General features: G+C 71.3%; 21 protein-coding genes. 9 read left to right on the top strand and 12 right to left on the bottom strand.

The genetic code is table 11. The features are described from left to right. Positions 1 to 325 precede the first annotated feature (325 nt). Positions 326 to 967 carry a DNA-3-methyladenine glycosylase gene (locus M8J73_RS22830; protein WP_055538600.1) on the bottom strand — a complete coding sequence of 214 codons (642 nt, stop codon included), beginning with the start codon at positions 965 to 967 and terminating at the stop codon, positions 326 to 328. Between the two features lie 200 nt (positions 968 to 1167). Between M8J73_RS22830 and M8J73_RS22825 the strand changes: the two genes are divergently transcribed. The 3 genes from M8J73_RS22825 (at position 1168) to M8J73_RS22815 (ending at position 3190) form a co-directional block, all read left to right on the top strand. Next, entirely contained in the window at positions 1168 to 1950 is a 783-nt protein-coding gene (locus tag M8J73_RS22825) for a sporulation protein (protein WP_055538599.1), read from the top strand. Between the two features lie 40 nt (positions 1951 to 1990). After that, a complete protein-coding gene (locus M8J73_RS22820) occupies positions 1991 to 2530 on the top strand; it encodes a YbhB/YbcL family Raf kinase inhibitor-like protein (RefSeq protein ID WP_055517938.1) in 540 nt (179 codons plus the stop codon). Positions 2531 to 2683: 153 nt separating this feature from the next. Continuing rightward, positions 2684 to 3190, top strand: coding sequence for an HNH endonuclease (locus M8J73_RS22815; RefSeq protein ID WP_055538598.1), 507 nt, complete (start codon positions 2684 to 2686; stop codon positions 3188 to 3190). A gap of 75 nt (positions 3191 to 3265) precedes the next feature. Here the strand turns inward: M8J73_RS22815 and M8J73_RS22810 are convergent, their stop codons facing one another. The 3 genes from M8J73_RS22810 to M8J73_RS22800 all read right to left on the bottom strand — a co-directional run bounded on the left by M8J73_RS22810 (position 3266) and on the right by M8J73_RS22800 (position 5740). Then, positions 3266 to 4213, bottom strand: coding sequence for an SPFH domain-containing protein (locus M8J73_RS22810; protein WP_055538597.1), 948 nt, complete (start codon positions 4211 to 4213; stop codon positions 3266 to 3268). Positions 4214 to 4371: 158 nt separating this feature from the next. Further along, positions 4372 to 4803 carry an NfeD family protein gene (locus tag M8J73_RS22805; protein ID WP_055538596.1) on the bottom strand — a complete coding sequence of 144 codons (432 nt, stop codon included), beginning with the start codon at positions 4801 to 4803 and terminating at the stop codon, positions 4372 to 4374. A 145-nt stretch (positions 4804 to 4948) separates the two neighbouring features. After that, complete coding sequence (locus tag M8J73_RS22800) at positions 4949 to 5740, bottom strand: ABC transporter ATP-binding protein (protein WP_055538595.1); 792 nt, start codon at positions 5738 to 5740, stop codon at positions 4949 to 4951. A 151-nt stretch (positions 5741 to 5891) separates the two neighbouring features. Between M8J73_RS22800 and M8J73_RS22795 the strand changes: the two genes are divergently transcribed. After that, on the top strand, positions 5892 to 6674 hold the full coding sequence (locus tag M8J73_RS22795; protein WP_055538594.1) for an Rv1486c family protein: 783 nt from the start codon (positions 5892 to 5894) through the stop codon (positions 6672 to 6674). A 128-nt stretch (positions 6675 to 6802) separates the two neighbouring features. Here M8J73_RS22795 and chpE read toward each other — a convergent pair whose 3' ends face one another. The 3 genes from chpE to M8J73_RS22780 form a co-directional block, all read right to left on the bottom strand. After that, positions 6803 to 7051, bottom strand: coding sequence for a chaplin ChpE (gene chpE, locus M8J73_RS22790; protein ID WP_055538593.1), 249 nt, complete (start codon positions 7049 to 7051; stop codon positions 6803 to 6805). 158 nt (positions 7052 to 7209) lie between these two features. Then, positions 7210 to 7851, bottom strand: a complete 642-nt coding sequence (locus tag M8J73_RS22785; protein WP_055517946.1) for a response regulator — start codon at positions 7849 to 7851, stop codon at positions 7210 to 7212. Continuing rightward, the gene (locus M8J73_RS22780) at positions 7844 to 8989 is read right to left on the bottom strand and encodes a GAF domain-containing sensor histidine kinase (protein WP_055538592.1); all 1146 of its coding nucleotides are present in this window, start codon (positions 8987 to 8989) and stop codon (positions 7844 to 7846) included. Before M8J73_RS22780 ends, M8J73_RS22785 begins: the two co-directional genes overlap by 8 nt. Positions 8990 to 9232: 243 nt before the next feature. Between M8J73_RS22780 and M8J73_RS22775 the strand changes: the two genes are divergently transcribed. The 3 genes from M8J73_RS22775 (at position 9233) to M8J73_RS22765 (ending at position 12022) form a co-directional block, all read left to right on the top strand. Then, a complete protein-coding gene (locus M8J73_RS22775; protein ID WP_055538591.1) occupies positions 9233 to 9925 on the top strand; it encodes an SDR family NAD(P)-dependent oxidoreductase in 693 nt (230 codons plus the stop codon). Next, a complete protein-coding gene (locus tag M8J73_RS22770; protein ID WP_249828994.1) occupies positions 9925 to 11004 on the top strand; it encodes an S-adenosylmethionine:tRNA ribosyltransferase-isomerase in 1080 nt (359 codons plus the stop codon). Before M8J73_RS22775 ends, M8J73_RS22770 begins: the two co-directional genes overlap by 1 nt. Positions 11005 to 11308: 304 nt before the next feature. After that, positions 11309 to 12022 carry a transglycosylase SLT domain-containing protein gene (locus tag M8J73_RS22765; RefSeq protein ID WP_249828993.1) on the top strand — a complete coding sequence of 238 codons (714 nt, stop codon included), beginning with the start codon at positions 11309 to 11311 and terminating at the stop codon, positions 12020 to 12022. 85 nt (positions 12023 to 12107) lie between these two features. Here the strand turns inward: M8J73_RS22765 and M8J73_RS22760 are convergent, their stop codons facing one another. Next, on the bottom strand, positions 12108 to 14627 hold the full coding sequence (locus M8J73_RS22760; protein WP_055543282.1) for an ABC transporter ATP-binding protein/permease: 2520 nt from the start codon (positions 14625 to 14627) through the stop codon (positions 12108 to 12110). A gap of 241 nt (positions 14628 to 14868) precedes the next feature. Here M8J73_RS22760 and M8J73_RS22755 point away from each other — a divergent pair, with 241 nt between their 5' ends. Both M8J73_RS22755 and serB read left to right on the top strand, forming a co-directional pair. After that, positions 14869 to 17028 (top strand): streptophobe family protein, encoded by a 2160-nt coding sequence (locus tag M8J73_RS22755; RefSeq protein WP_249828992.1) that lies wholly within the window; start codon positions 14869 to 14871, stop codon positions 17026 to 17028. A 588-nt stretch (positions 17029 to 17616) separates the two neighbouring features. Next, positions 17617 to 18828 carry a phosphoserine phosphatase SerB gene (gene serB / locus M8J73_RS22750; protein ID WP_055537679.1) on the top strand — a complete coding sequence of 404 codons (1212 nt, stop codon included), beginning with the start codon at positions 17617 to 17619 and terminating at the stop codon, positions 18826 to 18828. 171 nt (positions 18829 to 18999) lie between these two features. On the opposite strand, the gene M8J73_RS22745 is transcribed toward serB, so the two are convergent. The 4 genes from M8J73_RS22745 to M8J73_RS22735 form a co-directional block, all read right to left on the bottom strand. After that, entirely contained in the window at positions 19000 to 19518 is a 519-nt protein-coding gene (locus M8J73_RS22745) for a SixA phosphatase family protein (protein ID WP_055543430.1), read from the bottom strand. Positions 19519 to 19615: 97 nt separating this feature from the next. Beyond that, positions 19616 to 19840 carry a hypothetical protein gene (locus tag M8J73_RS22740; RefSeq protein ID WP_055543429.1) on the bottom strand — a complete coding sequence of 75 codons (225 nt, stop codon included), beginning with the start codon at positions 19838 to 19840 and terminating at the stop codon, positions 19616 to 19618. A 239-nt stretch (positions 19841 to 20079) separates the two neighbouring features. Next, entirely contained in the window at positions 20080 to 20196 is a 117-nt protein-coding gene (locus M8J73_RS44875; RefSeq protein ID WP_099968646.1) for an SGM_5486 family transporter-associated protein, read from the bottom strand. Positions 20197 to 20259: 63 nt separating this feature from the next. Next, the gene (locus M8J73_RS22735) at positions 20260 to 21771 is read right to left on the bottom strand and encodes a CynX/NimT family MFS transporter (protein ID WP_249828991.1); all 1512 of its coding nucleotides are present in this window, start codon (positions 21769 to 21771) and stop codon (positions 20260 to 20262) included. Positions 21772 to 21820: the final 49 nt, after the last annotated feature.

The following is a 21820-nucleotide window of genomic DNA, read 5'->3' as shown; positions in this document are numbered from 1 at the left end:
CTCGGGCTTTCCTCCGGGCGCTTCCCTTCGGTCTTGCGTTTCCGACTCTATCAGATCGTTTTCCGATCCGATTCCCTGTCGGCGGGATTTGCCTTTCGGCTGCCTTTGGGCCTCGCGGTTTCCCTCGCGGCCTTTCGACATTCACTACGTTAGCCGATTCCCTCGGCAACTCATAATTGAGTTCTGCGGACTCGAATCAGGGCATGCCTAATTCGCCCCCGCTGAGGGGATGTCGTAGGTAGTGGGTGGCCGCTTCCGGCTGCTGGCTGACTGCCGTACCCGGTTCAAGCGGCTCGGGCTACGTTACGGACCGGCCGGAGGCGAGTCAAGTTCGGCGGCGGCGGGGGACGTGGGCCCGATAGGGGCTCACCGTGGGGTCGTCGGCGATCCAGAAGCGCCAGGGGTGGACGCCTCCGTCACCCGCGACACCAGTACGGGGACCGTTGCGCACCTGGTCGGAGTGGACAGACGTGCCGGTCAGGACCGTGAGAGGGGGATCAGCGGGGGAACAGGCGTCCGTGCCGTCGAGGGCGCGGTCCACGTCCAGGGCCGTGGCCAGGCGGGCCGGCCCTTTGGCCAGTTCCTTGTCATTTCGGGCCGAAATTCGACGTTTGCGAGCCAACTCCGCGCCCTCGATCACCTCGCCGGCGCGCAGCAGGACCGCGCTCGCCAGGCCCTCCGGACCGCACACCAGGTTCATGCAGTGCCACATGCCGTACGTGAAGTACACGTACACATGGCCGGGTGGACCGAACATCACGCCGTTGCGGGCGGTGCGGCCGCGGAACGCGTGCGAACCGGGGTCGTTCTCACCGTCGTAGGCCTCGACCTCGGTGATGCGGAGTGCGATCGGACCGTCCGGGGTGGTGCGTACGAGGACGCGTCCCAGGAGGTCGGGGGCGACGTCCAGGACGGGGCGGTCGAAGAACTCTCGGGCCAGGGGCGTACGGTCGGGGGTCGCGATCATGGCGTACGAGCGTAGTCCAGACGGGTGCGGGCCGATGGGTGGCGAGGAAGCGTCCTCCTTGGAAGTGTGGGGACACGGAACCGGGCACCGTCGGTTCGCGTTTGTAGGGATCAAGGATCCACGCCACACAGAGCGATCCACCCACACAGAACTACAGAGCCACACAGATACACAGGCGTTGCCTGACGGGAGGAACAGACATGGGGTTCAAGCGACTGCTCGCGAGCCTGGGGGCCGGTGGCGCTTCGGTCGAGACGGTGCTGACCGAGATCAATGTGGTGCCGGGCGGTGTCGTCCAGGGTGAGGTGCGGATCCAGGGCGGTTCCGTGGACCAGCAGATCGAGGCGCTGTCGGTCGGGCTCCAGGCCCGGGTCGAGGTCGAGGGACAGGACGCCGAGTACAAGCAGGACATCGAGTTCCTGAAGCAGCGTCTCGGGGGTGCCTTCGAGCTGAAGGCGCAGGCCGTGCACGTGGTGCCGTTCGGGCTGGAGATCCCGTGGGAGACGCCGGTCACGACCATCCAGGGCCAGACGCTGCCGGGGATGCACATCGGTGTGACGACGGAGCTGGAGATCGCGCGTGCGGTCGACTCCGGTGACCTGGACCCGATCAACGTGCACCCGCTGCCGGCGCAGCAGGCGATCCTGGACGCCTTCATCCAGCTGGGCTTCCGCTTCAAGAACGCGGACATGGAGCGCGGCCACATCCGGGGCACGCGGCAGAAGCTGCCCTTCTACCAGGAGATCGAGTTCTTCCCGCCGCAGCAGTACCACGGGCTGAACCAGGTCGAGCTGAGCTTCGTCGCCGACGAGCGCGAGATGGACGTCGTGCTGGAGATGGACAAGAAGCCGGGGCTGTTCAGCGAGGGCAGCGACTCGTTCCGTTCGTTCCGGGTGGGGCTGCAGGACTACGGGAACACGGACTGGGCCGCCTACCTGAACCAGTGGCTGTCGGAGGTCGGCAGCAAGCGCAGCTGGTTCTAGGCTCTGAACCGACCCACAGGATCCACCAGGAGGTACCGAGGTGACCGAGCCGAAGAGGCCGCCGCTCCCCCACGATTTCCATCCGGTCGTGCCGTCCTTCACGGTCACGAGTGAGGACGTCGAGCCGGGGGCGACGCTCAAGGACGCTCAGGTCTACGCGGGCGGTAACACCTCTCCGCAGCTGCGCTGGGAGGGTTTCCCGCCGGAGACCAAGAGCTTCGCCGTGACCTGCTACGACCCGGACGCCCCCACGGGCAGCGGGTTCTGGCACTGGGTCGTGTTCGACATCCCGGTGTCCGTGACCGAGTTGGCGACCGGTGCGGGGTCGGGGAAGTTCGAGGGACTGCCCGAGGGCGCGGTGCACGCGCGCAACGACTACGGGACGCGTGACTTCGGTGGGGCCGCCCCACCGCCCGGTGACCCGGCACACCGTTATGTGTTCACGGTGTACGCCGTGGATCAGGAGAAGCTCGGCCCGGATTCCGACGCTTCGCCCGCCGTGGTGGGATTCAACCTCCGTTTCCACACGCTGGCGCGCGCCCAGCTCATCGGGGAGTACGCCGCTGTAGCGGAAAAGTAACGAAGCCGGACGTTCATTGAACGTTTGCCCGCCTCTGGTCTTGGAAGTGATCAGAGGCGGGCATTTTTTATTGCGTTGTCCATCTCGGCGTGCCCGGCCACAGTTGATCCAAGCCTGCCGGGGGGTGGGCTGGTGCACAGGAGGTGGGCTGGGATGCGGGACACGCTGGTACTGAACGCGAGCTTCGAGCCGCTGTCGACGGTGACGCTCAACCGAGCCGTCGTTCTGGTGCTGCAGGACAAGGCCGTCGTCGAGCAGACCCACCCCGAACTGCGCATGCGCGGAGCCGCGGTCGACATACCGGCGCCCCGGGTGATCAGGCTCTGCCGGTACGTGAGGGTGCCGTTCCGAAGACAAGCGCCATGGTCCAGGCGGGGTGTACTGGTACGGGACAGGCACAGGTGCGCGTACTGCGGCAGGCGGGCGACGACCGTGGACCATGTGGTGCCGCGGTCCAAGGGTGGCTCCGACAGCTGGCTGAACACGGTCGCGTCGTGCGCGGAGGACAACCACCGCAAGGCGAACCGGACTCCGGACGAGGCGGGGATGCCGCTGCTGCGGCAGCCGTTCGAGCCGACTCCGGCGGACGCGATGCTGCTGTCCCTGGGACATGACGACTTCGACGCGCTGCCGGACTGGCTGTCCAAGGGCGCCGCGTAGAGAGCGCGTCGACAACAGCTGCCGTACGACGACGGGCCCGCTCTTCCTGGTGGAAGGGCGGGCCCGTCGTCGTGTTCAGTCGATGGCCGGCTTCTCGCGGCGGTCGGCGTTGCCGTCGGCCGGCTTGGGAACGGTGGGGCCGCCGCCCAGGTTGCCGAAGTTGCCCATGGCACCGGATAGGCCCTTCAGGGCGTCGCCGATCTCGCTGGGGACGATCCAGAGCTTGTTGGCGTCGCCCTCGGCGATCTTCGGGAGCATCTGGAGGTACTGGTAGGAGAGGAGCTTCTGGTCCGGGTCACCGGCGTGGATGGCCTCGAAGACCGTACGGACGGCCTGTGCCTCACCCTCGGCGCGCAGGGCGGCGGCCTTGGCCTCACCCTCGGCGCGCAGGATCTGGGACTGCTTCTCACCCTCGGCGGTCAGGATCGCCGCCTGGCGCGTACCTTCGGCGGTGAGGATCGCGGCGCGCTTGTCACGGTCGGCGCGCATCTGCTTCTCCATCGAGTCCTGGATGGAGGTGGGCGGCTCGATCGCCTTCAGCTCGACGCGGTTGACGCGGATGCCCCACTTGCCGGTCGCCTCGTCGAGGACGCCGCGCAGGGCCGCGTTGATCTCCTCGCGGGAGGTCAGGGTCCGCTCCAGGTCCATGCCACCGATGATGTTGCGGAGGGTGGTGACGGTGAGCTGCTCGATCGCCTGGATGTAGCTGGCGACCTCGTAGGTGGCGGCGCGGGCGTCGGTCACCTGGTAGTAGATGACCGTGTCGATGTTCACGACCAGGTTGTCCTGGGTGATCACCGGCTGGGGCGGGAACGGCACGACCTGTTCGCGGAGGTCGATGCGGTTGCGGATGGAGTCGATGAACGGGACCACGATGTTGAGGCCCGCGTTGAGCGTGCGCGTGTAGCGGCCGAAGCGCTCCACGATGGCGGCGCTCGCCTGTGGGATGACCTGGATGGTCTTGATCAGGGCGATGAAGACCAACACCACCAGAATGATCAGGACGATGATGATCGGTTCCATCGTTCGCTCCCCGTGCCCTTCTCCGCCGCGGCGCCTGTGGAAGATCTTATGCCTGTTTGCCTGTTGAGGATCTTGCTCGTCGAGTCTGGCAGAACAGCGCCTGCCAGGTGGGACGTTCGGTGCATTGCGTGATCGCGTCGTGACCGCGTCGTGCGAGGTCACATGACGATCGCGGTGGCTCCTTCGATCTCCACGACGTCGACCTCCTGGCCCACCTCGAAGGTGAGCCCGGAGTCGAGGGAGCGGGCGGACCAGATCTCGCCGCCGAGCTTGATACGGCCGCCGGAGCCGTCGACCCGTTCCAGGACGACGGCGTGCTTGCCCTTCAGGGCGTCGATCCCCGTGGCGAGTTCGGGCCGCCCGGCTCTGTGGCGGGCGGCCACGGGCCGTACGACGGCGATGAGGGCCACCGACACGACAGCGAAGACGACCACTTGGAGGACGACACCGCCGCCCAGTCCCGCGGTCACGGCGCCGGCGACGGCGCCCAGGGCGAGCATGCCCAGTTCCGGCATCGCGGTCACGACGAGGGCGATCCCGAGCCCGGCCGCGCCTATCAGCCACCACACCCATGCGTCGATGCTGTCCACATCGTCCATGGTAGGACCGGGATCGCCCCGCCGACAGAGCGCACGGTCAAAGATCGCTTACAGCGGATCCGCCAAGTCGGTTGCGTCCGGCCCTGGTTGTGGAGCGGGGGCGCCCGACGGGCGGATCGGCGGGAGAAGTTGGAGGTCAGGTGAGGGGCAGGCCCTGGGCCGTCCAGCGCTCGCCGACCTGCTCGACGACGAGCGGGAGACCGAAGCAGAGGGAGAGGTTGCGGGAGGTCAGCTCCAGCTCCAGGGGGCCCGCGGCGAGGACCTTGCCCTGACGGATCATCAGGACGTGGGTGAAGCCCGGGGGGATCTCCTCGACATGGTGCGTGACCATGATCATGGAGGGGGCGATGGGGTCGCGGGCGAGGCGGCCGAGCCGGCGGACGAGGTCCTCGCGGCCACCGAGGTCGAGGCCGGCGGCGGGCTCGTCGAGGAGGAGCAGCTCGGGGTCGGCCATCAGGGCGCGGGCGATGAGGGTGCGCTTGCGCTCGCCCTCGGAGAGGGTGCCGAACTTGCGGTCGACGTACTCGGTCATGCCGAGGCGGTCGAGGAAGGCGCGGGCACGGAGCTCGTCGATCTCCTCGTAGTCCTCGTTCCAGGTGGCCGTCATGCCGTACGCGGCGGTCAGCACGGTCTGCAGGACGGTCTGGCGCTTGGGGAGCTTCTCCGCCATGGCGATGCCGGCCATGCCGATGCGGGGGCGCAGTTCGAAGACGTCGACCCGGCCGAGGGTCTCGCCGAGGATCGTGGCGGTGCCCTTGCTGGGGTAGAGGTAGCTGGACGCGACGTTGAGGAGGGTGGTCTTGCCCGCGCCGTTCGGGCCGAGGATGGCCCAGCGCTCGCCCTCCTTGACCGACCAGGAGACCTGGTCCACCAGAGCCCGGCCCTCGCGGACCACGGATACGTCCTCCAGCTCCAGAACATCGCTCATGAGCGCGCTGTCTCCCCTTGCAGTGATCGGCCTGTCTCGGCTGTCGCGTACGCCTGTGGTTGGAGCCACCGCCGGGTGGGCGCAGCCCTCAGGGAAATCTACGCCACCGGTCGGGCCGTCCATCCCATCGGTCGGTCCTTAGGGTGGGGGCATGCTCTCGGAACCACGTTCAGGACGCCTTGCCGCATGGGGAAACGCCCTTCTTGCCGGACTTGTCTCGCCGGACGACGCGGTGCTCGCGATCGTCGGGGAGGACGCGGTGCATCGGGTGGAGGGGTTGCCCGGCGAGTCGGGGCCCGTCGGGCTGACGCTCGCGCTCGGGCGGCTGCGGGCGGTGGGGGTGACGGGGTTGCGGGTGGCCCTGCCCGCGCCGGGGCATCCGCTGGGGCTCAGTGGGCCGCCGGAGTTCAACAAGCGGGCGCTGGAGGCGGAGGAGGCCGTGGTGTGCCACGGGGGTGCGCTGGGGCTGGTGCCGGAGGTGTACGCGGCGGGGCCCTCGGGCGACGAGCACGTCGAGGTGGTCTGGCACTGTCTGGAGGTGCGGGAGGCGCCGCCCGCCGATGTGCCGTCCCTCGGGGAGGCCGAGCGGGAGCTGGCGGAGGCGCTGCGGGACGCGACGGCGGTGCTGTCGCGGTTGGACGTGGCAGCGTCGGGTCCGGTGGCGGAGGCGGCGATCGACGCGTACCGGGCGCGGGCCGAGCGGGGGCGTGAGGTGCTCGCGCCCGGGTATCCGCCGCGCGCCGTGCGGGTGCTGGAGTTGGCGCAGCGGGTGGGGTTGCTGATCTCGCTGGCGTACGAGAACGGGCACGGGGGTGCGGTGAGCGCGTCCGAGATGGGCTCCCGGGTGGCCGCGTTGCGACCGGTGGAGCGGACGGCCCGGCGGGCGCAGGTGGCGGCGTACAACGCGTTCGTGGAGGAGCGGGAGCGGGGGTAGTGCGCGCCGGCGCCTCGGCCCTGTTCTACAGAGCCGCGGGAGGGGACGGCCGGGGTCGCGGACATGGCTGACCGGCCTTCCGGAGGGGTCCGGAAGGCCGGTGGTCACTGATGCTCCGGGGCGGAACGTCAGTGGTTGACACCCTGGTTGCCGAAGGCCGGGTTCAGGATGCCCACGACGCTGACGCTGTTGCCGACCACGTTGACCGGGATGTCGATGGGGGCCTGGATGAGGTTCCCCGAGATGACGCCCGGCGAGCCGACGGCCTTGCCGCCCGCGTGCGCCCCGCCGTCGGTGGCGGAGGCCATGCCCGCACCGGCGGCGACGAGGCCACCGGCCACCATCGTGACAGCAGCGGCCTTCTTCAGGTTCTTCACTTCTGAGCCCTTCCTCGCGATCACTGCGGCGGTCGCACGCAGCACGCACTGAAGAACGGCGGGGCCCCACCGAGGATGCGCCATTCGGGGGACATACACCCGACGGTATGAATCTCAGACCGGAAGGGAACCTTCCGGGTTGCCGGACAATCGGCCCATCATCCGGTCACACCGTGGCGTACCGCCCACAGCGCGGCCTGGGTCCGGTCCGCCAGGTCGAGCTTCATGAGGATGTTGGAGACGTGGGTCTTGACCGTCTTCTCGGACAGGACCAGGGCGCGGGCGATCTCCCGGTTGGAGCGGCCGTCGGCGATCAGTCCGAGCACCTCGCGTTCCCGCTCGGTGAGTGAACCGCCCCTTCCCTGACCGGAGTTGGCCTCCTCCTGGGAGAGGAGCACCCCGGCGACCTCCGGCTGGAGCAGGATGTGTCCGGCATGCACGGAGCGGATGGCGCCGGCGAGGGCGTCGGGATCCACGTCCTTGTAGACGTACCCGGCGGCGCCGGCGCGCAGGGCCGGGACGACGGTGCGCTGCTCGGTGAAGCTGGTGACGATGAGCACGCGCGCGGGGTTGTCGAGTTCGCGGAGTCTGCGGAGCGCGTCGATGCCGTCCATGCCCGGCATCTTGACGTCCATGAGGACGACGTCGGGCCGGAGCTCCTCGGCGCGGGCGACGCCCTCGGCGCCGTCGGCGGCCTCCCCCACGACCTCTATGTCGTCCTGCACCTCGAGGAAGGTGCGCAGGCCCCGGCGGACCACCTGGTGGTCGTCGACGAGCAGCACCTTGATTGCGTCAGCCACCGGGGACCTCCATCTCGATCGTGGTGCCCTTGCCGGGCGCCGATTCCACGGTCAGCGTGCCGCCGACCCCGCTCGCCCGGTCTCGCATGGAGACGAGGCCGAGGTGGCGTCCCGCGCGGCGTATCGCCCGCGGGTCGAAGCCGGTGCCGTCGTCGGTGATCCGCAGCACCGCGCCGTTGCCCCGGCGCTCCAGGGCGACGTCGACGTGCTCGGCCTCCGAGTGGCGCAGGGCGTTGTGCAGGGCCTCCTGGGCGACACGGAGCATGGCCTCCTCCTGGGCCGCCGGCAGCGCGCGGGCGCCGCGGGCGGAGAAGGTGACGCGGGCGCTGTGGGCGCGGTCGAGGACGTGGACCTGGGTGCGCAGGGTGGCGGCCAGGCCGTCCTCGTCGAGTCCGGCGGGGCGCAGTTCGACGACGGCGGCGCGCAGCTCGTCCGCGGCCTCGGCGGCGAGGGCGGCCACCTGCTGGAGCTCGCCCTTGGCGCGTGAGGGGTCGCGGTCGACCAGGGCGGCCGCCGCCTGGGCGGTCAGCCGCAGGGAGAACAGCTTCTGGCTGACCGCGTCGTGCAGCTCGTGGGCGAGGCGGGAGCGTTCCTCCGCGATGGTCAGCTCGCGGCTGCGCTCGTAGAGGCGGGCGTTGGTCAGGGCGATGGCGGCGTGCTGGGCGAGGATCGACAGCAGTTCCTCGTCCTCCTCGGTGAAGCCGCAGCCGCCCTCCGGCCGGGGGCAGCGCTTGTTGGCGAGGAAGAGGGCGCCGATGACTTCGTCTCCGTCGCGGATGGGCAGGCCGAGGAAGTCGACCAGGTCGGGGTGGGTGGTGGGCCAGCCCTCGAAGCGCGGGTCGTCGCGCACGTCGGCGAGGCGCTCCGGGGTGGCCTCGTGAAGCATCGCGGCGAGGATGCCGTGCTGGCGCGGGAGGGGGCCGATGGCCTTCCACTGCGCGTCGGTGACGCCGTCGACGACGAACTGGGCGAAGCCGCCGTGGTCGTCGGGGACGCCGAGGGCGGCGTACTCGGCGTCGAGCAGCTCTCGGGCGGAGGCGACGATCGTCTTCAGGACGTCCCGTACCTCCAGGTGTCTGCTCATGGCCAGCAGCGCGGAACTCACCGCCGCGAGGCCCGACCGGGGACCTTGACTCATGAACTCACCGTACCGGCGGGGTCCGACAGCGCGGATCGGACCGCCGACGGCGCCGCACCGGCCGTCGGACCTAGGCATCGGACCTACGACCGGTCCTAGGACCCGGGGCCCCGACCGGTGGCCTAGGGCGAAGGGCCTTGGCGTACTGGGGCCCGCGTACGAGGCGGCGGGGAGGGCCGGGTTCCTACGTTGGGATCACCGCCGACCGGAGCGGGAGGCGGCGGACGACGAGGGGACGATGTCATGCCGGTGGCGATCATCACGGGGGCTTCCAAGGGCCTGGGACGGGCGCTGGGGGAAGCGTTGGCCGAACGGGGATGGGACCTGGTGCTCGACGCGCGGACCGAGGAGGTCCTGCGGGGCACGGCGAAGGAGTTGGCGGCGCACGGGACGCGGGTCGAGGTGCTGCCGGGGGATGTGACGGACGCGGCGCACCGGGCCGCGCTGGTCGAGGCGGCCCGTGCGCTGGGCGGGCTGGACCTGCTGGTGAACAACGCGAGCGCGCTGGGCGCCGAGCCGCTGGTCAGGCTGGAGGAGCTGGCCCTGGACGGGCTGCGGCGGGCCCTCGAGGTCAATGTGGTCGCGGCGCTGGGGCTGGTCCAGGAGGCGCTGCCGCTGTTGCGGGCGTCCGACGCGGGCGCGGTGATCGACGTCAGCTCGGACGCGGCGGCGGAGGCCTACGAGACGTGGGGCGGGTACGGGGCGTCGAAGGCGGCGCTGGACCATCTGTCGGCGGTGCTGGCCGTGGAGGAGCCGGGGCTGCGGGTGTGGGCGGTGGATCCCGGCGACATGGGGACCGATCTGTACGCGGCGGCCGTGCCGGACGACGGCGGTCCGCGGCCGCGTCCGGAGAGTGTGGTGCCGGCGTTCCTGCGGCTGGTCGAGGTGCGGCCGGCCAGCGGCCGGTACGGGGCGGCGTCCCTGCTGGGGGCGTGATGACGACGGCGCTGAAGGTGCCCGGCGACCGGTCTGCGCGGGTGCCGGTCGAGCAGCGTGGGCCGGGGCTGGACCGGGATTCCGTACGGCTGCTGGTGTCGCGCGGTACGGAGGTGTCGCACCACGCGTTCGTGGAGCTGCCGCGGCTGCTGCGGGCCGGGGACCTGCTGGTGGTGAACACGTCGTCGACGCTGGCGGCGGCCGTCGACGGCGTGATCGGGCACACGCGCGTGGTGGTGCATTTCTCCACGCGGGGCGATGACGGGCGGTGGGCCGTCGAGCTGCGGGACCCGGACGGCAGGGGCACCACACGCGCGCGTGCGGGTGGTCCCGCGGGGGCGGTGGTGCGGCTTCCCGGGGGTGCGGGGCTGGTTCTGGAGGAGCCGCTGAGCGGGCGGGGCGGGCGGCTGTGGTGGGCGCGGGTGTCGTCGCCGGACGTCCTGGGGCTGCTGCGGGAGCGCGGGCGGCCCATTCGGTACTCCTACACGGAGCGGGACCAGCCGCTGTCCGTGTACCAGACGGTGTTCGCGCTGCCGTCCGAGGACGGGGCGGGCAGTGCGGAGATGCCGAGTGCGGCGCGGCCCTTCACTCCGCAACTGGTGGCGGAGCTGGTGAGCCGGGGGGTGCAGTTCGCGCCCGTCACCCTGCACACGGGGGTCGCGTCGGCGGAGGCGCACGAGCCGCCGTACCCGGAGCGGTTCGCGGTGCCGGAGGCGTCGGCGCGGCTGATCAACGCGGTCGGGGCGGGCGACGGGCGGGTGGTCGCGGTGGGGACGACGGCCGTGCGGGCCGTGGAGTCCGCGGCCGGCGCCGACGGTGTCGTACGGGCCGGTGAGGGGTGGACGGATCTGGTGGTCACCCCGGAGCGGGGGGTGCGGGTGGTCGACGGGCTGGTGACCGGGCTGCACGAGCCGGAGGCGTCGCATCTGCTGATGCTGGAGGCGGTGGCGGGGCGGGCGGCGGTGGAGCGGGCGTACGAGGAGGCGCTGGCGGGGGACTACCTGTGGCACGAGTTCGGCGACGTGCATCTCATCCTCCCCCCGGAGATACCTCACCTTGCGCATTGCGCCAGCAACTGAACGTGAAGACGCCGCGTTGGCGATGTGAGGCCGCACATAGGGCCCACATCACGTACGAAGCTCCCTAGGAGATGGATACGCCCGGTTTGAGCGGGACAGACGGGTTATTCTGTCCCGTTTTGCCGCTTCCGCGTCCACTAAGCGGCATCGTAGGTCACACCTTTGCCACGCGATTTTGCGGCCGCTAAGAATTGCTTCCGTCGCTCGGCGCCGTGGGTTTCCGCCCACGGCGCTTGTGCTGGAAAAGCAATGTCCCCACCCGGCCGAGAGCGACCTCCGCGCTATTCGAAGAGGTCCATCACCCATGTCGCTGAACGCCAAGAACCCCGGTCACCGTCCCGTGCTGTCCAAGGCCCACAAGCTCTCGTTCGCCGGAGTGGCCGCCGTCGGCGCCGCCGCCGTCGCGTTCTCGCTGGTGCCGGCCGAGGCTCAGACCGCCACGAAGACGGTTTCCGCGGCGCCGGTGGCGTTCAGCCAGAGCCCGGCCCAGACGGTCAAGGCGAGCGTCGTCGACCAGGCGGCCGACGCCCAGAAGAAGGCCGCCGTGGTCGCCGCGCAGCAGAAGGCCGCACAGCAGAAGGCCGCGCAGCAGAAGGCCGCGCAGCAGAAGGCCGCGCAGGAGCGTGCGAAGAAGGAGGCCGCGAGCCGGTCCGCCAAGCGCGCCGCGCAGGTCAAGGCCGCCGCGGCCAAGAGCTACCCGAACAACCTCGACGGCTGGATCCGCGAGGCTCTCGACATCATGAAGAAGCACAAGATCCCGGGCACCTACCAGGGTCTGCACAAGAACATCATGCGGGAGTCCTCGGGCAACCCGCGGGCCATCAACAACTGGGACATCAACGCCCAGAACGGCGTCCCGTCGATCGGCCTGCTCCAGGTCATCAAGCCGACCTTCGACGCCTACCACGTCCCGGGCACCGCGTGGAGCCAGTACGACCCGGTCGCGAACCTGACGGCCGCCGCGAACTACGCGGCCGACCGCTACGGGTCGATCGACAACGTCAACAGCGCTTACTGAGGTCGGCGCGGACCCCGGTGAAGCGTCGAAGGGCGGCACCCCCTGGTGGGGTGCCGCCCTTCGGCGTGTGTGCCGGTGCCCTCGGTTACTTCCGCATGACCTCGGGCTCGTGGCGGCGCAGGAAGCGGGCCACGAGGATGCCGCAGACGACGCCGATCAGGACCAGGGCGATCATGTCGAAGGCGTAGACGCCGGCCGTGTGGTCCCACAGCGGGTCCGTGTCGCCGGCCTCCTTGGGCGGGCTGATGTTGTTGAAGTCCAGCGTGGCGCCGGCGGCGGCGACCGCCCAGCGCGACGGCATCAGGTACGAGAACTCGTTGACGCCGGGGCTGCCGTGCAGGGCGAAGAGGCAACCGGTGAAGACGACCTGGACGATCGCGAACATGACCAGCAGCGGCATGGTCTTCTCGGCGGTCTTCACCAGCGAGGAGATGACCAGGCCGAACATCATCGACGTGAAGCCGAGGCCCATGATCGGGATGGAGAGTTCGAGCATCACGGCGACCTTGCCCTCGCCGAGGATCAGGGCCTCGTCGGGGATGGTCCGGCTGGCGAAGCCGATCGCGCCGACCATGGCGCCCTGGAGCACGGTGACCGTGCCGAGGACGATGACCTTCGACATCAGGTACGCCGAGCGCGACAGACCGGTCGCCCGCTCCCGCTCGTAGATCACCCGTTCCTTGATCAGCTCACGGACGGAGTTGGCGGCGCCCGCGAAGCACGCGCCGACCGCGAGGATCAGCAGCACCGTGGTGGCGGTGCCGTTCGGGATGGGCAGGTTGGTCGCCGGGTTCACCTTCCTGACCAGCAGGTCCTTGTCCGGGTCGATGAGCAGGCTCACCGCGCCGAGGACGGCCGGCAGGATCACCGTCAGCGCCAGGAAGCCCTTGTCCGACACGATCACCGCGAGGTAGCGGCGGACGAGGGTGCCGAGCTGGGAGAACCAGCTCTGCGGCTTCGGCGGGCGCATCGACTGCGGCGGCGGCATGTGCACCGACTGCGGGGCGACGGCGTCGATGTCCGCGGCGTACATCTGGTAGTGCTGCGAGCCCTTCCAGCGGCCCGCCCAGTCGTAGTCGCGGTAGTTCTCGAAGGCGGAGAAGACGTCGGCCCAGGTCTCGTAGCCGAAGAAGTTCAGGGCCTCCTCGGGCGGGCCGAAGTACGCCACCGAGCCGCCCGGCGCCATCACCAGCAGCTTGTCGCAGATCGCGAGCTCGGCCACCGAGTGGGTGACCACGAGGACCGTGCGGCCGTCGTCGGCGAGGCCGCGCAGCAGCTGCATGACGTCGCGGTCCATGCCCGGGTCGAGGCCGGAGGTCGGCTCGTCCAGGAAGATCAGCGACGGCTTGGTCAGCAGCTCCAGGGCGACCGAAACGCGCTTGCGCTGGCCGCCGGAGAGGGACGTGACCTTCTTGTCCTTGTGGATGTCGAGCTTCAGCTCGCGCAGCACCTCGTCGATGCGGGCCTCGCGCTCGGCGGCCGTGGTGTCGGCCGGGAAGCGGAGCTTGGCCGCGTACTTGAGGGCCTTCTTGACGGTCAGCTCCTTGTGCAGGATGTCGTCCTGCGGGACCAGACCGATGCGCTGGCGCAGCTCGGCGAACTGCTTGTACAGGTTCCGGTTGTCGTAGAGGACGTCGCCCTGGTTGGCGGGGCGGTAGCCCGTGAGCGCCTTGAGCAGGGTGGACTTGCCGGAGCCGGAGGGGCCGATGACCGCGATGAGCGACTTCTCGGGGACGCCGAAGGAGACGTCCTTGAGGATCTGCTTGCCGCCGTCGACGGTGACCGTCAGATGACGGGCGGAGAAGGAGACCTCACCGGTGTCGACGAACTCCTCGAGACGGTCCCCGATGATGCGGAACGTCGAGTGGCCGACGCCCACGATGTCGTTCGGACCGAGGAGTGCCGTACCGCCCTTGGCGATCGGCATACCGTTGACGAACGTGCCGTTGTGGGACCCGAGATCGCGGATCTCGAAGCGGCCGTCGGGCGTCGCGTGGAACTCGGCGTGGTTCCGGGAGACCTGGAGGTCGGAGACGACCAGATCGTTCTCCAGGGCACGACCGATCCGCATCACCCGGCCGAGGGCCAGCTGGTGGAACGTGGTCGGGCTGCGGTCGCCGTACACCGGCGGCGCCCCCGCGCCACCACCGGGGCCCTGCTGCGGATGGCCCTGCTGATGCGGGACCTGGGGCTGCTGCGGCTGCTGCCAGCCCGCTTGTGGCGCCTGCTGCTGCGGCGCCTGCTGGGCGGCGTATCCGGCGCTCGCGCCCTGCGCGGCGTACGGCTGCTGCTGCGGCTGCGACACCGCCGCGGCCGTGCCGGAGAGGCTGACTCTCGGGCCGTCGGTCGCGTTGCCCAGGTGCACGGCCGAGCCGGGGCCGATCTCCAACTGGTGGATCCGCTGGCCCTGCACGAATGTGCCGTTGGTGCTGCCGTGGTCCTCGATCACCCAACTACGGCCGCTGAAGCTGATCGTGGCGTGGCGCCAGGAGACCCTGGCGTCGTCGAACACGATATCCCCCTGCGGATCACGTCCGAGGGTGTATGCCCTGGACGGATCGAGCGTCCAGGTTTGTCCGTTCAATTCCAGTACGAGTTCCGGCACTCCATGCCCCACTGAGTTGTCCCCCGAGTTACCCCCATCACAGGGAGTCTAGGGATGTCGAACATCGGGGGGAACTATTTCAGGCTCGACCCCTTGACCGAAAGTCGGGCCTTGTGAAGAGAACGTACGGGGGTGTCGCCCCGTCCCGTTGACGGGGTTGAAACCGGGCCGGAGAGTGGTAATCCCACGCGAGGGGGACATCAGCGGTGCAACGCCGCGATGCGGATCGGGGGGTCCGACCATGAGCAACCGGAGTGCCGGCCAGAGCGGGAGCGTGCGGTGGGGGGACGTCGTGTTCTCCGCGATCGCCGCCGTGAGCTGGTCGTTGATCGGGATGGCGGGCACGGCGGCACTCGGTCTGCATCTGCTGGAGGCCGACTCCGCGGGCGAACTCGGGCCCATGACCGCGGCGCTCGTGGCGCTCGGGGCGGGTGGGTCGGTGACCCCGTCCGGAGATGTGTCCGTCTTCGGCCTGGAAGGGGCCCAGGCCACGACCGCGATCGAGATCACGCCACTGGGTGTCGGCCTCGTGGGGGCGCTCCTGCTGGCCTGGTTCTTCCTGCGCTCGTTGCGCGGCGCGGGAGTTGTCGTCACCGCGGCCGAACTCCTCGCGCGCGTGGGCGCGGTGGTCGTCCTGTTCGCGGCGCTGATGGGCGGTCTGGCCTACGCCGGCCAGGCCGTGATCACCCTGGACGGCGGCGACCTCGGCCTCGACGAGCTGCCCGGCGGCGGTGACCTCGGCGGCGTCGAGATCCCCGGGCTCGGCGACATCGGGGACATCGGCGGCGGCCTGCTCCCGGACCGGCTCGGCGATCTCGCCGGCGCCGACGCGCAGGTGGGGTTCACCGTCGACGCGGCGCCCACGGTGCTGGGCGGCCTGCTGTGGTGCCTCGGGGTGCTGCTGGTCGCCCTGCTGGCCTCGCGCCGCACCCCCCTGCCGCGGGGCCTGGACGCCGTGCACCGGGTGGTACGGCCCGCCGTGTCCGCGGTGGTGACCGTACTGCTGGTGGCGGTCGCGGCGGGGCTCGCGGCGGCGGTGTACGCGGCGGCCGGGGACCCCCACCCGAGGCGGATCGCGGGCGCGGCCCTGCTCGGAGCGCCCAACGGCGTCTGGCTCGGCGTCCCCCTCGGCCTGTTCGTCCCCTGGGACGGCAGGGCCACGGGAGCGCTCGCGAACCTGCTGCCCGACCCGCTCGACGCGCTGCTGCGCGTCGACGCGCACGAACCCGTCACCCTTGGCCGCCTGGCCGAACTGGACTCCAGGGTGTGGCTGTTGGGCGTGGCGGCCGCCCTGATGATGCTGTACGCGGGGGCACTGACCGCCGTGCGTACGCCTTTCGCCGGGCAGGCGTCTCCTCCGACCGCAGGGGGTGCGGATGGTGCGGGTGCACGGGGCGGGGGCGCGCTCGGGTTCGCGGGGCTCTGCGCACTTCGGCTGGGCATCGCGACGGCGGTGGCGCTCCCCCTCCTTGTCCTGCTGACGGAGGTGTCGGTGGACGCGTCGCTGGCCGTGCTCGGCTTCGACGCGTTCGACGCGGGCATCGAGCTGCACGGGCGGGCGGCGACGGCCCTCGTGCTGGGCGCGGCGTGGGGTGCGGGCGCGGGCGCCGCGGGGGCGCTGCTGGCGTGCGCCACGGGGGCGGCGGGGCGCCGGGCCGCTCCCCTGGCCCTCGGTGCGTTTTGTGCGGCACCGGCTGCCGGGTCCTCCCCCTCGCTGGTCTCCCCGTCGGGCCCGTACACGCCGGGTACGCCGTACCGGCCGCCGAACCCGGACACCAACCCCTATCTACGGGTGCCGGAGGGGCTGCTGGGGGCCGGGCAGGGTGAGGGGCGACGGGGCCTAGGTGAGGGGCGAGGAGATGGGCGGGGGGCTTCGGAGGCGTCGGGACCTGGTGGGAGCGGGCGGGGCGTGACCGGGCGGGGCGGGGAGAACCGGGGGACGGGGAGCGGGCGAGGAGCGGCAGGGGCAGACCGGGGTCCAGCGGGGGAGCAAGGGGAGCAAGGGGCTGCCGGGCGGGGTGGGGAGAACCGGGGTGCGGGGAGCAGGCAAGGAGCGGGCGGGGCGGACCGGGGTACGGGCAGCGGCGGTCCGGGGCCCGAGGAGCGACGGCCGCCCGATGTGCACGGCGCGCCCACGGTGGCGAGGCGGTTCACGCCGCCGCCTCGACGGCCGGGGCAGCGGCCGGGCACGGGTACGGGTACGGCTACGGGTACGGGGGCAGGGCGGCCACCGTCGGGCGCGGGGTCAGGGTCAGGGGCAGGGGCCGGTAGCGGGTCGGGGTCGGGTAGCGGTTCGGGGGCCGGGCGGTGGCCTGCTCCGCCGCCGCCACCGGACGACGGGCCGCCGCCTCCACCTCCACCGCCCCCTCCGGCGCCGGGGGCCGGGCCGCGGGGCCGGTGAGGGGCTCGGTCCGGAGGCCGCCGGGGGCAGAGCCGCGCTCGTCGAGGAGCCCTGCGCGGAGGGCGCCGGGGCACGGCCGTAAGTTCGTCGAGAGGCTCTGCGCGGAGAACGCCGGGGGCAGGGCCACAAGGTCATTGAGGGGCTCGGCACGGAGGGCGCCGGGGCCAGAGCCGCAGGCTCGTCGAGAAGCTCGGCACGGAGGGCGCCGGAGCAGGGCCGCAGGCTCGTCGAGAAGCCCCGCGCGGAGAACACCGGGGCCAGGGCCACAAGGTCATTGAGGGGCTCGACGCGGACGGCGCCGGGGCAGAGCCGCAGGCTCGTCGAGAAGCTCTGCGCGGAGAACGCCCGGGTCAGGGCCGCAAGGTCATTGAGGGGCTCGACGCGGAGGGCGCCGGGGCAGAGCCGCAGGCTCGTCGAGAAGCTCTGCGCGGAGGGGGTCCGCGCCGGTGGAACGGGGCATTCCGGTGTCGCCCCGGCGCTTCGTACACGATCCGGGTCCCTTTCAGTCATTGGTAACCCAGAGTTCTCCGTCCGCTGGGCGGACCTCTGGGGCGCGGGGCGCGGGGTGCCGGATACGGTTGGACCATCATGAGCGCTTCGCAGACCTCCTCTGACGTCCCCACTCTCCTCGTCAAGATCTTCGGCAAGGACAGGCCGGGCATCACCGCCGGGCTGTTCGACACCCTTGCCGCGTACTCCGTCGACGTGGTCGACATCGAGCAGGTCGTCACCCGTGGCCGGATCGTGCTGTGCGCCCTGGTGACCGTGCCTCCGGCCGGTCAGGAGGGCGATCTGCGGGCCACCGTCCACGGCTGGGCGGAGTCCATGAAGATGCAGGCGGAGATCATCTCCGGCCTGGGCGACAACCGGCCCCGCGGTCTCGGCCGCTCGCACGTCACCGTGCTGGGGCACCCGCTGACCGCCGAGTCCACGGCCCGGATCGCCGCGCGGATCACCGCGACCGGCGGCAACATCGACCGTATCTTCCGGCTCGCCAAGTACCCGGTGACGGCGGTGGAGTTCGCCGTGTCGGGCACCGAGCCGGAGAGGCTGCGCACGGCGCTGGTGACCGAGTCGGTGGCGCTCGGCGTGGATGTGGCCGTGGTCGCGGCGGGGCTGCACCGGCGGGCCCAGCGGCTGGTGGTCATGGACGTGGACTCCACGCTCATCCAGGACGAGGTGATCGAGCTCTTCGCGGCGCACGCCGGGTGCGAGAAGGAGGTCGCCGAGGTGACGGCCGCCGCGATGCGCGGCGAGCTGGACTTCGAGCAGTCGCTGCACGCGCGTGTGGCCCTGCTGGAGGGGCTCGACGCCTCGGTGGTGGACAAGGTGCGCAGCGAGGTGCGGCTCACGCCGGGGGCCCGCACACTGATCCGCACGCTGAAGCGGCTCGGTTTCCAGGTCGGTGTCGTCTCGGGTGGCTTCACCCAGGTCACGGACGATCTGAAGGACCGGCTGGGGCTGGACTTCGCGCAGGCCAACACCTTGGAGATCGTCGACGGCAAGCTGACCGGCAGGGTCGTCGGGGAGATCGTGGACCGCGCGGGCAAGGCCCGGCTGCTGCGCCGGTTCGCCGCCGAGGCGGGGGTGCCGCTGGCGCAGACCGTGGCGATCGGCGACGGCGCGAACGACCTCGACATGCTCAACGCGGCCGGTCTGGGCGTCGCCTTCAACGCCAAGCCGGTCGTACGGGAGGCCGCGCACACCGCGGTGAACTTCCCGTTCCTCGACACCGTGCTCTACCTCCTCGGCGTCACGCGGGAAGAGGTCGAGGCGGCGGACACGCACGACGAGCAGTGAGCGTCGGCGACGGCGGGTTGGCGACGCGGGACGGCGTGTGACGGCACGACGAAGGCCCGGCAGCGCAGCGCTGCCGGGCCTTCGTCGTGCCGTAGCCGTAAGCCGTATGCCGTGAGCCTGGGTCCAGGGGCGTGCCCGGGGTGCCCCGGGTGCCGGGGTGGCCCGGGCCGGTTACTCCGTGGGGGCCCAGTAGTCGACGAGGGTGCCGACGCCCGGCTCCAGACTCTTCCAGGAACCCTCGAAGGTGATGACGGCGTAGGCGGCAGCCGGGAAGTCCCGACGGCTCATGCGCTCGCGGGCGTCGCCCTCGGCCTTGCCCGCGAGGATCTCGGCGAGCGCGTGGACGCCGGGGTTGTGGCCGACCAGGAGGACGGTCTGCGCGTCGTCCGGGGTCTCGTTGAGCAGGGCGATCAGGTCGCCGGGAGAGGCCTCGTAGATCCGCTCCTCGTAGACGGTTTTCGGTCGCTCGGGCAGCTCGTGGACGGCCAGCTTCCAGGTCTCGCGGGTCCGGACGGCGGTGGAGCAGAGGGCAAGGTCGAAGGAGATGCCACTGTCGGCGAGCTTGCGTCCGGCGACGGCGGCGTCCATTCGGCCCCGGTCGGCGAGGGGCCGCTCATGGTCGGACACCTGTGGCCAGTCGGCTTTCGCATGCCGGAAGAGGACAATCCTGCGGGGTTCTGCGACGCTCATGGGTCCCAGCTTCGCACGAAACAGGCCACGGGGCGCAGGGAGTTGAAGTGCGGATATCCGCGACCTGTGTACGTGCCGCCGTGGGCTCGGCCGAGCGTCACGGGACGAGGGCCGTCAGGAGCCCCTGTATGCGCTCGAAGACATGGGCGACCAGGGGCTCGCCGCTCGCGGCGTGGGCGTCCGCGGGGTTGAGGATCAGCAGCAGGAGGGTGACGAAGCCGAGGGCGGGCAGGGCGAGGGCCCACCAGGGAAGGCGGATGTCCATGCCGCCCGCGGGTGCCGGGGCCGCCGGGTGGGGTCGCGTGTGCGTACGGGCCGACATGCCGCCTCCGAGGTCTTCGCGTCGTCGGTGGCCGCTCCTCCGTAGGGTCCTCGCGAGTCCCCCGCGGCCACACTTCGAAGCTACGGAATCCGGGCGGCACGGCCTATCCGGTGATCCACCCACTTCACCCTGAGACTCACCCCCTAGGGGATGGGGGGTTAACCCCACCATGGGGATGGGGCGCGGTGACATTCACGGGTGGGCGTGCCGCGGGCTGCGCGGGGACGCGCGCCCGGGGGTCACGGGGAGGCGATCGCCGCGATGATGCCGATGACGATGAAGATGGCGAGGAACGAGCCGAAGACCACGAGCATCTTCTTCTGGCCGTTCTGGGGATTCGGGTCGAGCACGGGCATGCGCCCAGTCTCGCACCACGCCGCTCCGCGCTGCTCACGGGGTGGGCCTGGACTCCCTCCCCGCTACCCGGCCGTCGCGGTCGTCTCGTCCTCGATCATGCGGTCGCGGCCCGCCAGGGCGCCGACCGCGATCTGCGGGACCATCAGGGCCGCCATGAGGGCCAGGGGCAGGCCCCAGCCGCCGCTGTGCTGGTAGAGGACGCCGACGAGGAGCGGGCCGGGGATCGAGATCAGGTAGCCCGTGCTCTGCGCGAACGCGGACAGCTTGGCGACGCCCTCTCCGGTCCGGGCCCGCATGCCGACCAGGGTGAGCGCCAGGGGGAAGGAGCAGTTGGAGACGCCGAGCAGCAGCGCCCACACCCAGGCGCCGCCGGCCGGGGCGAGGTACAGACCGGCGTACGAGAGGAGCCCGCAGAGGCCGAGGGCGACCGCGATGGGCCCCTGGTGGGGCAGCCGGGTGGCCAGCCGGGGAATCACGAAGGCCAGCGGTACGCCCATCACCATCGTCACGGCGAGCAGTACACCGGCCGTGTCCGCGGGGACCCCGGCGTCCCGGAAGATCTGCGGCATCCAGCCCATCGTGATGTAGGCGGCGGTCGCCTGGAGCCCGAAGAACACGGCGAGCGCCCAGGCGGTACGGCTGCGGGCGATACGCGGCGCGGCGCCGTCCTCCGGCCCGGAAGCCGAACCGCCCCGGCCCACGGCCCCGGGTGCCTCCCGGCGCACGGAGCCTGTTCCGGCCACCGCGTCCTGACGCGCGGACCGTGATCCGACGGCCGCGTCCCGACGCGCGGACCCCGAGCCGACACCCCCGTCCCCACGCGCGGACCCCGAGCCGACACCCCCGTCCCCACGCGCGAGCCCTGAGCCGACCGCCGCGTCCCCGCCGGCACCCTCGGCCGCACGCCCCGTGCCCCGCGCGCCCCCGGTCCGTACGAACGGCAGCCACGGCAGTACCGCCACCGCCGCGAGGGTCGCCCAGGCGGTGAGGCCGGTCTGCCAGGTGCCGCCGAGCGCCTCGGTCAGGGGGACGGTGACGGCCGCCGCGGCGGAGGTGCCGAGGGCGAGGGCCATGGAGTACAGGCCGGTCATGGAGCCCACCCGGTCGGGGAACCAGCTCTTGACGATGACCGGCATGAGGACGTTGCTGACGGCGATGCCCATCAGGGCGAGGGCGCTCGCGGCCACGAATCCGGCGGTGGTGCCGGTGTAGGGCCGGACGGCCAGCCCGGTGGCGATCGCGGCCATGCCGGCGCACACCACGGCGGCGGGACCGAAGCGGCGGGCCAGCCGTGGGGCGAGGCTCCCGAACACGGCGAAGCAGAGGGGCGGTACGGAGGTGAGGAGTCCGGCGACGCTGCCGCTCATGCCGAGTCCGTCGCGCACCTCTTCCAGGAGGGCGCCGAGGCTGGTGATGGCGGGCCGGAGGTTGAGGGCGGTCAGGACGATGCCCAGGATCATCAGCCGGGTCGTCCACGCGCGCGTGCCCGGTCGCCGCCGTGCGCCGGGCGACTCGATCCGGTCGGGTACACGGTGGGACACGGACATCGTCCTCAGGGTTTCCTCGCTCGCCATGCCTTACATCATAGAATCATAGGATGATTGGTTGTCGAGCCTCGCGACG

Origin of the sequence: Streptomyces neyagawaensis, assembly GCF_023516595.1 — a bacterium.
Classification (GTDB): Bacteria; Actinomycetota; Actinomycetes; order Streptomycetales; family Streptomycetaceae; genus Streptomyces; species Streptomyces neyagawaensis.
The sequence above is the reverse complement of the archived record's forward strand: the minus strand, read 5'-3'. Positions and strand labels throughout refer to the sequence as shown.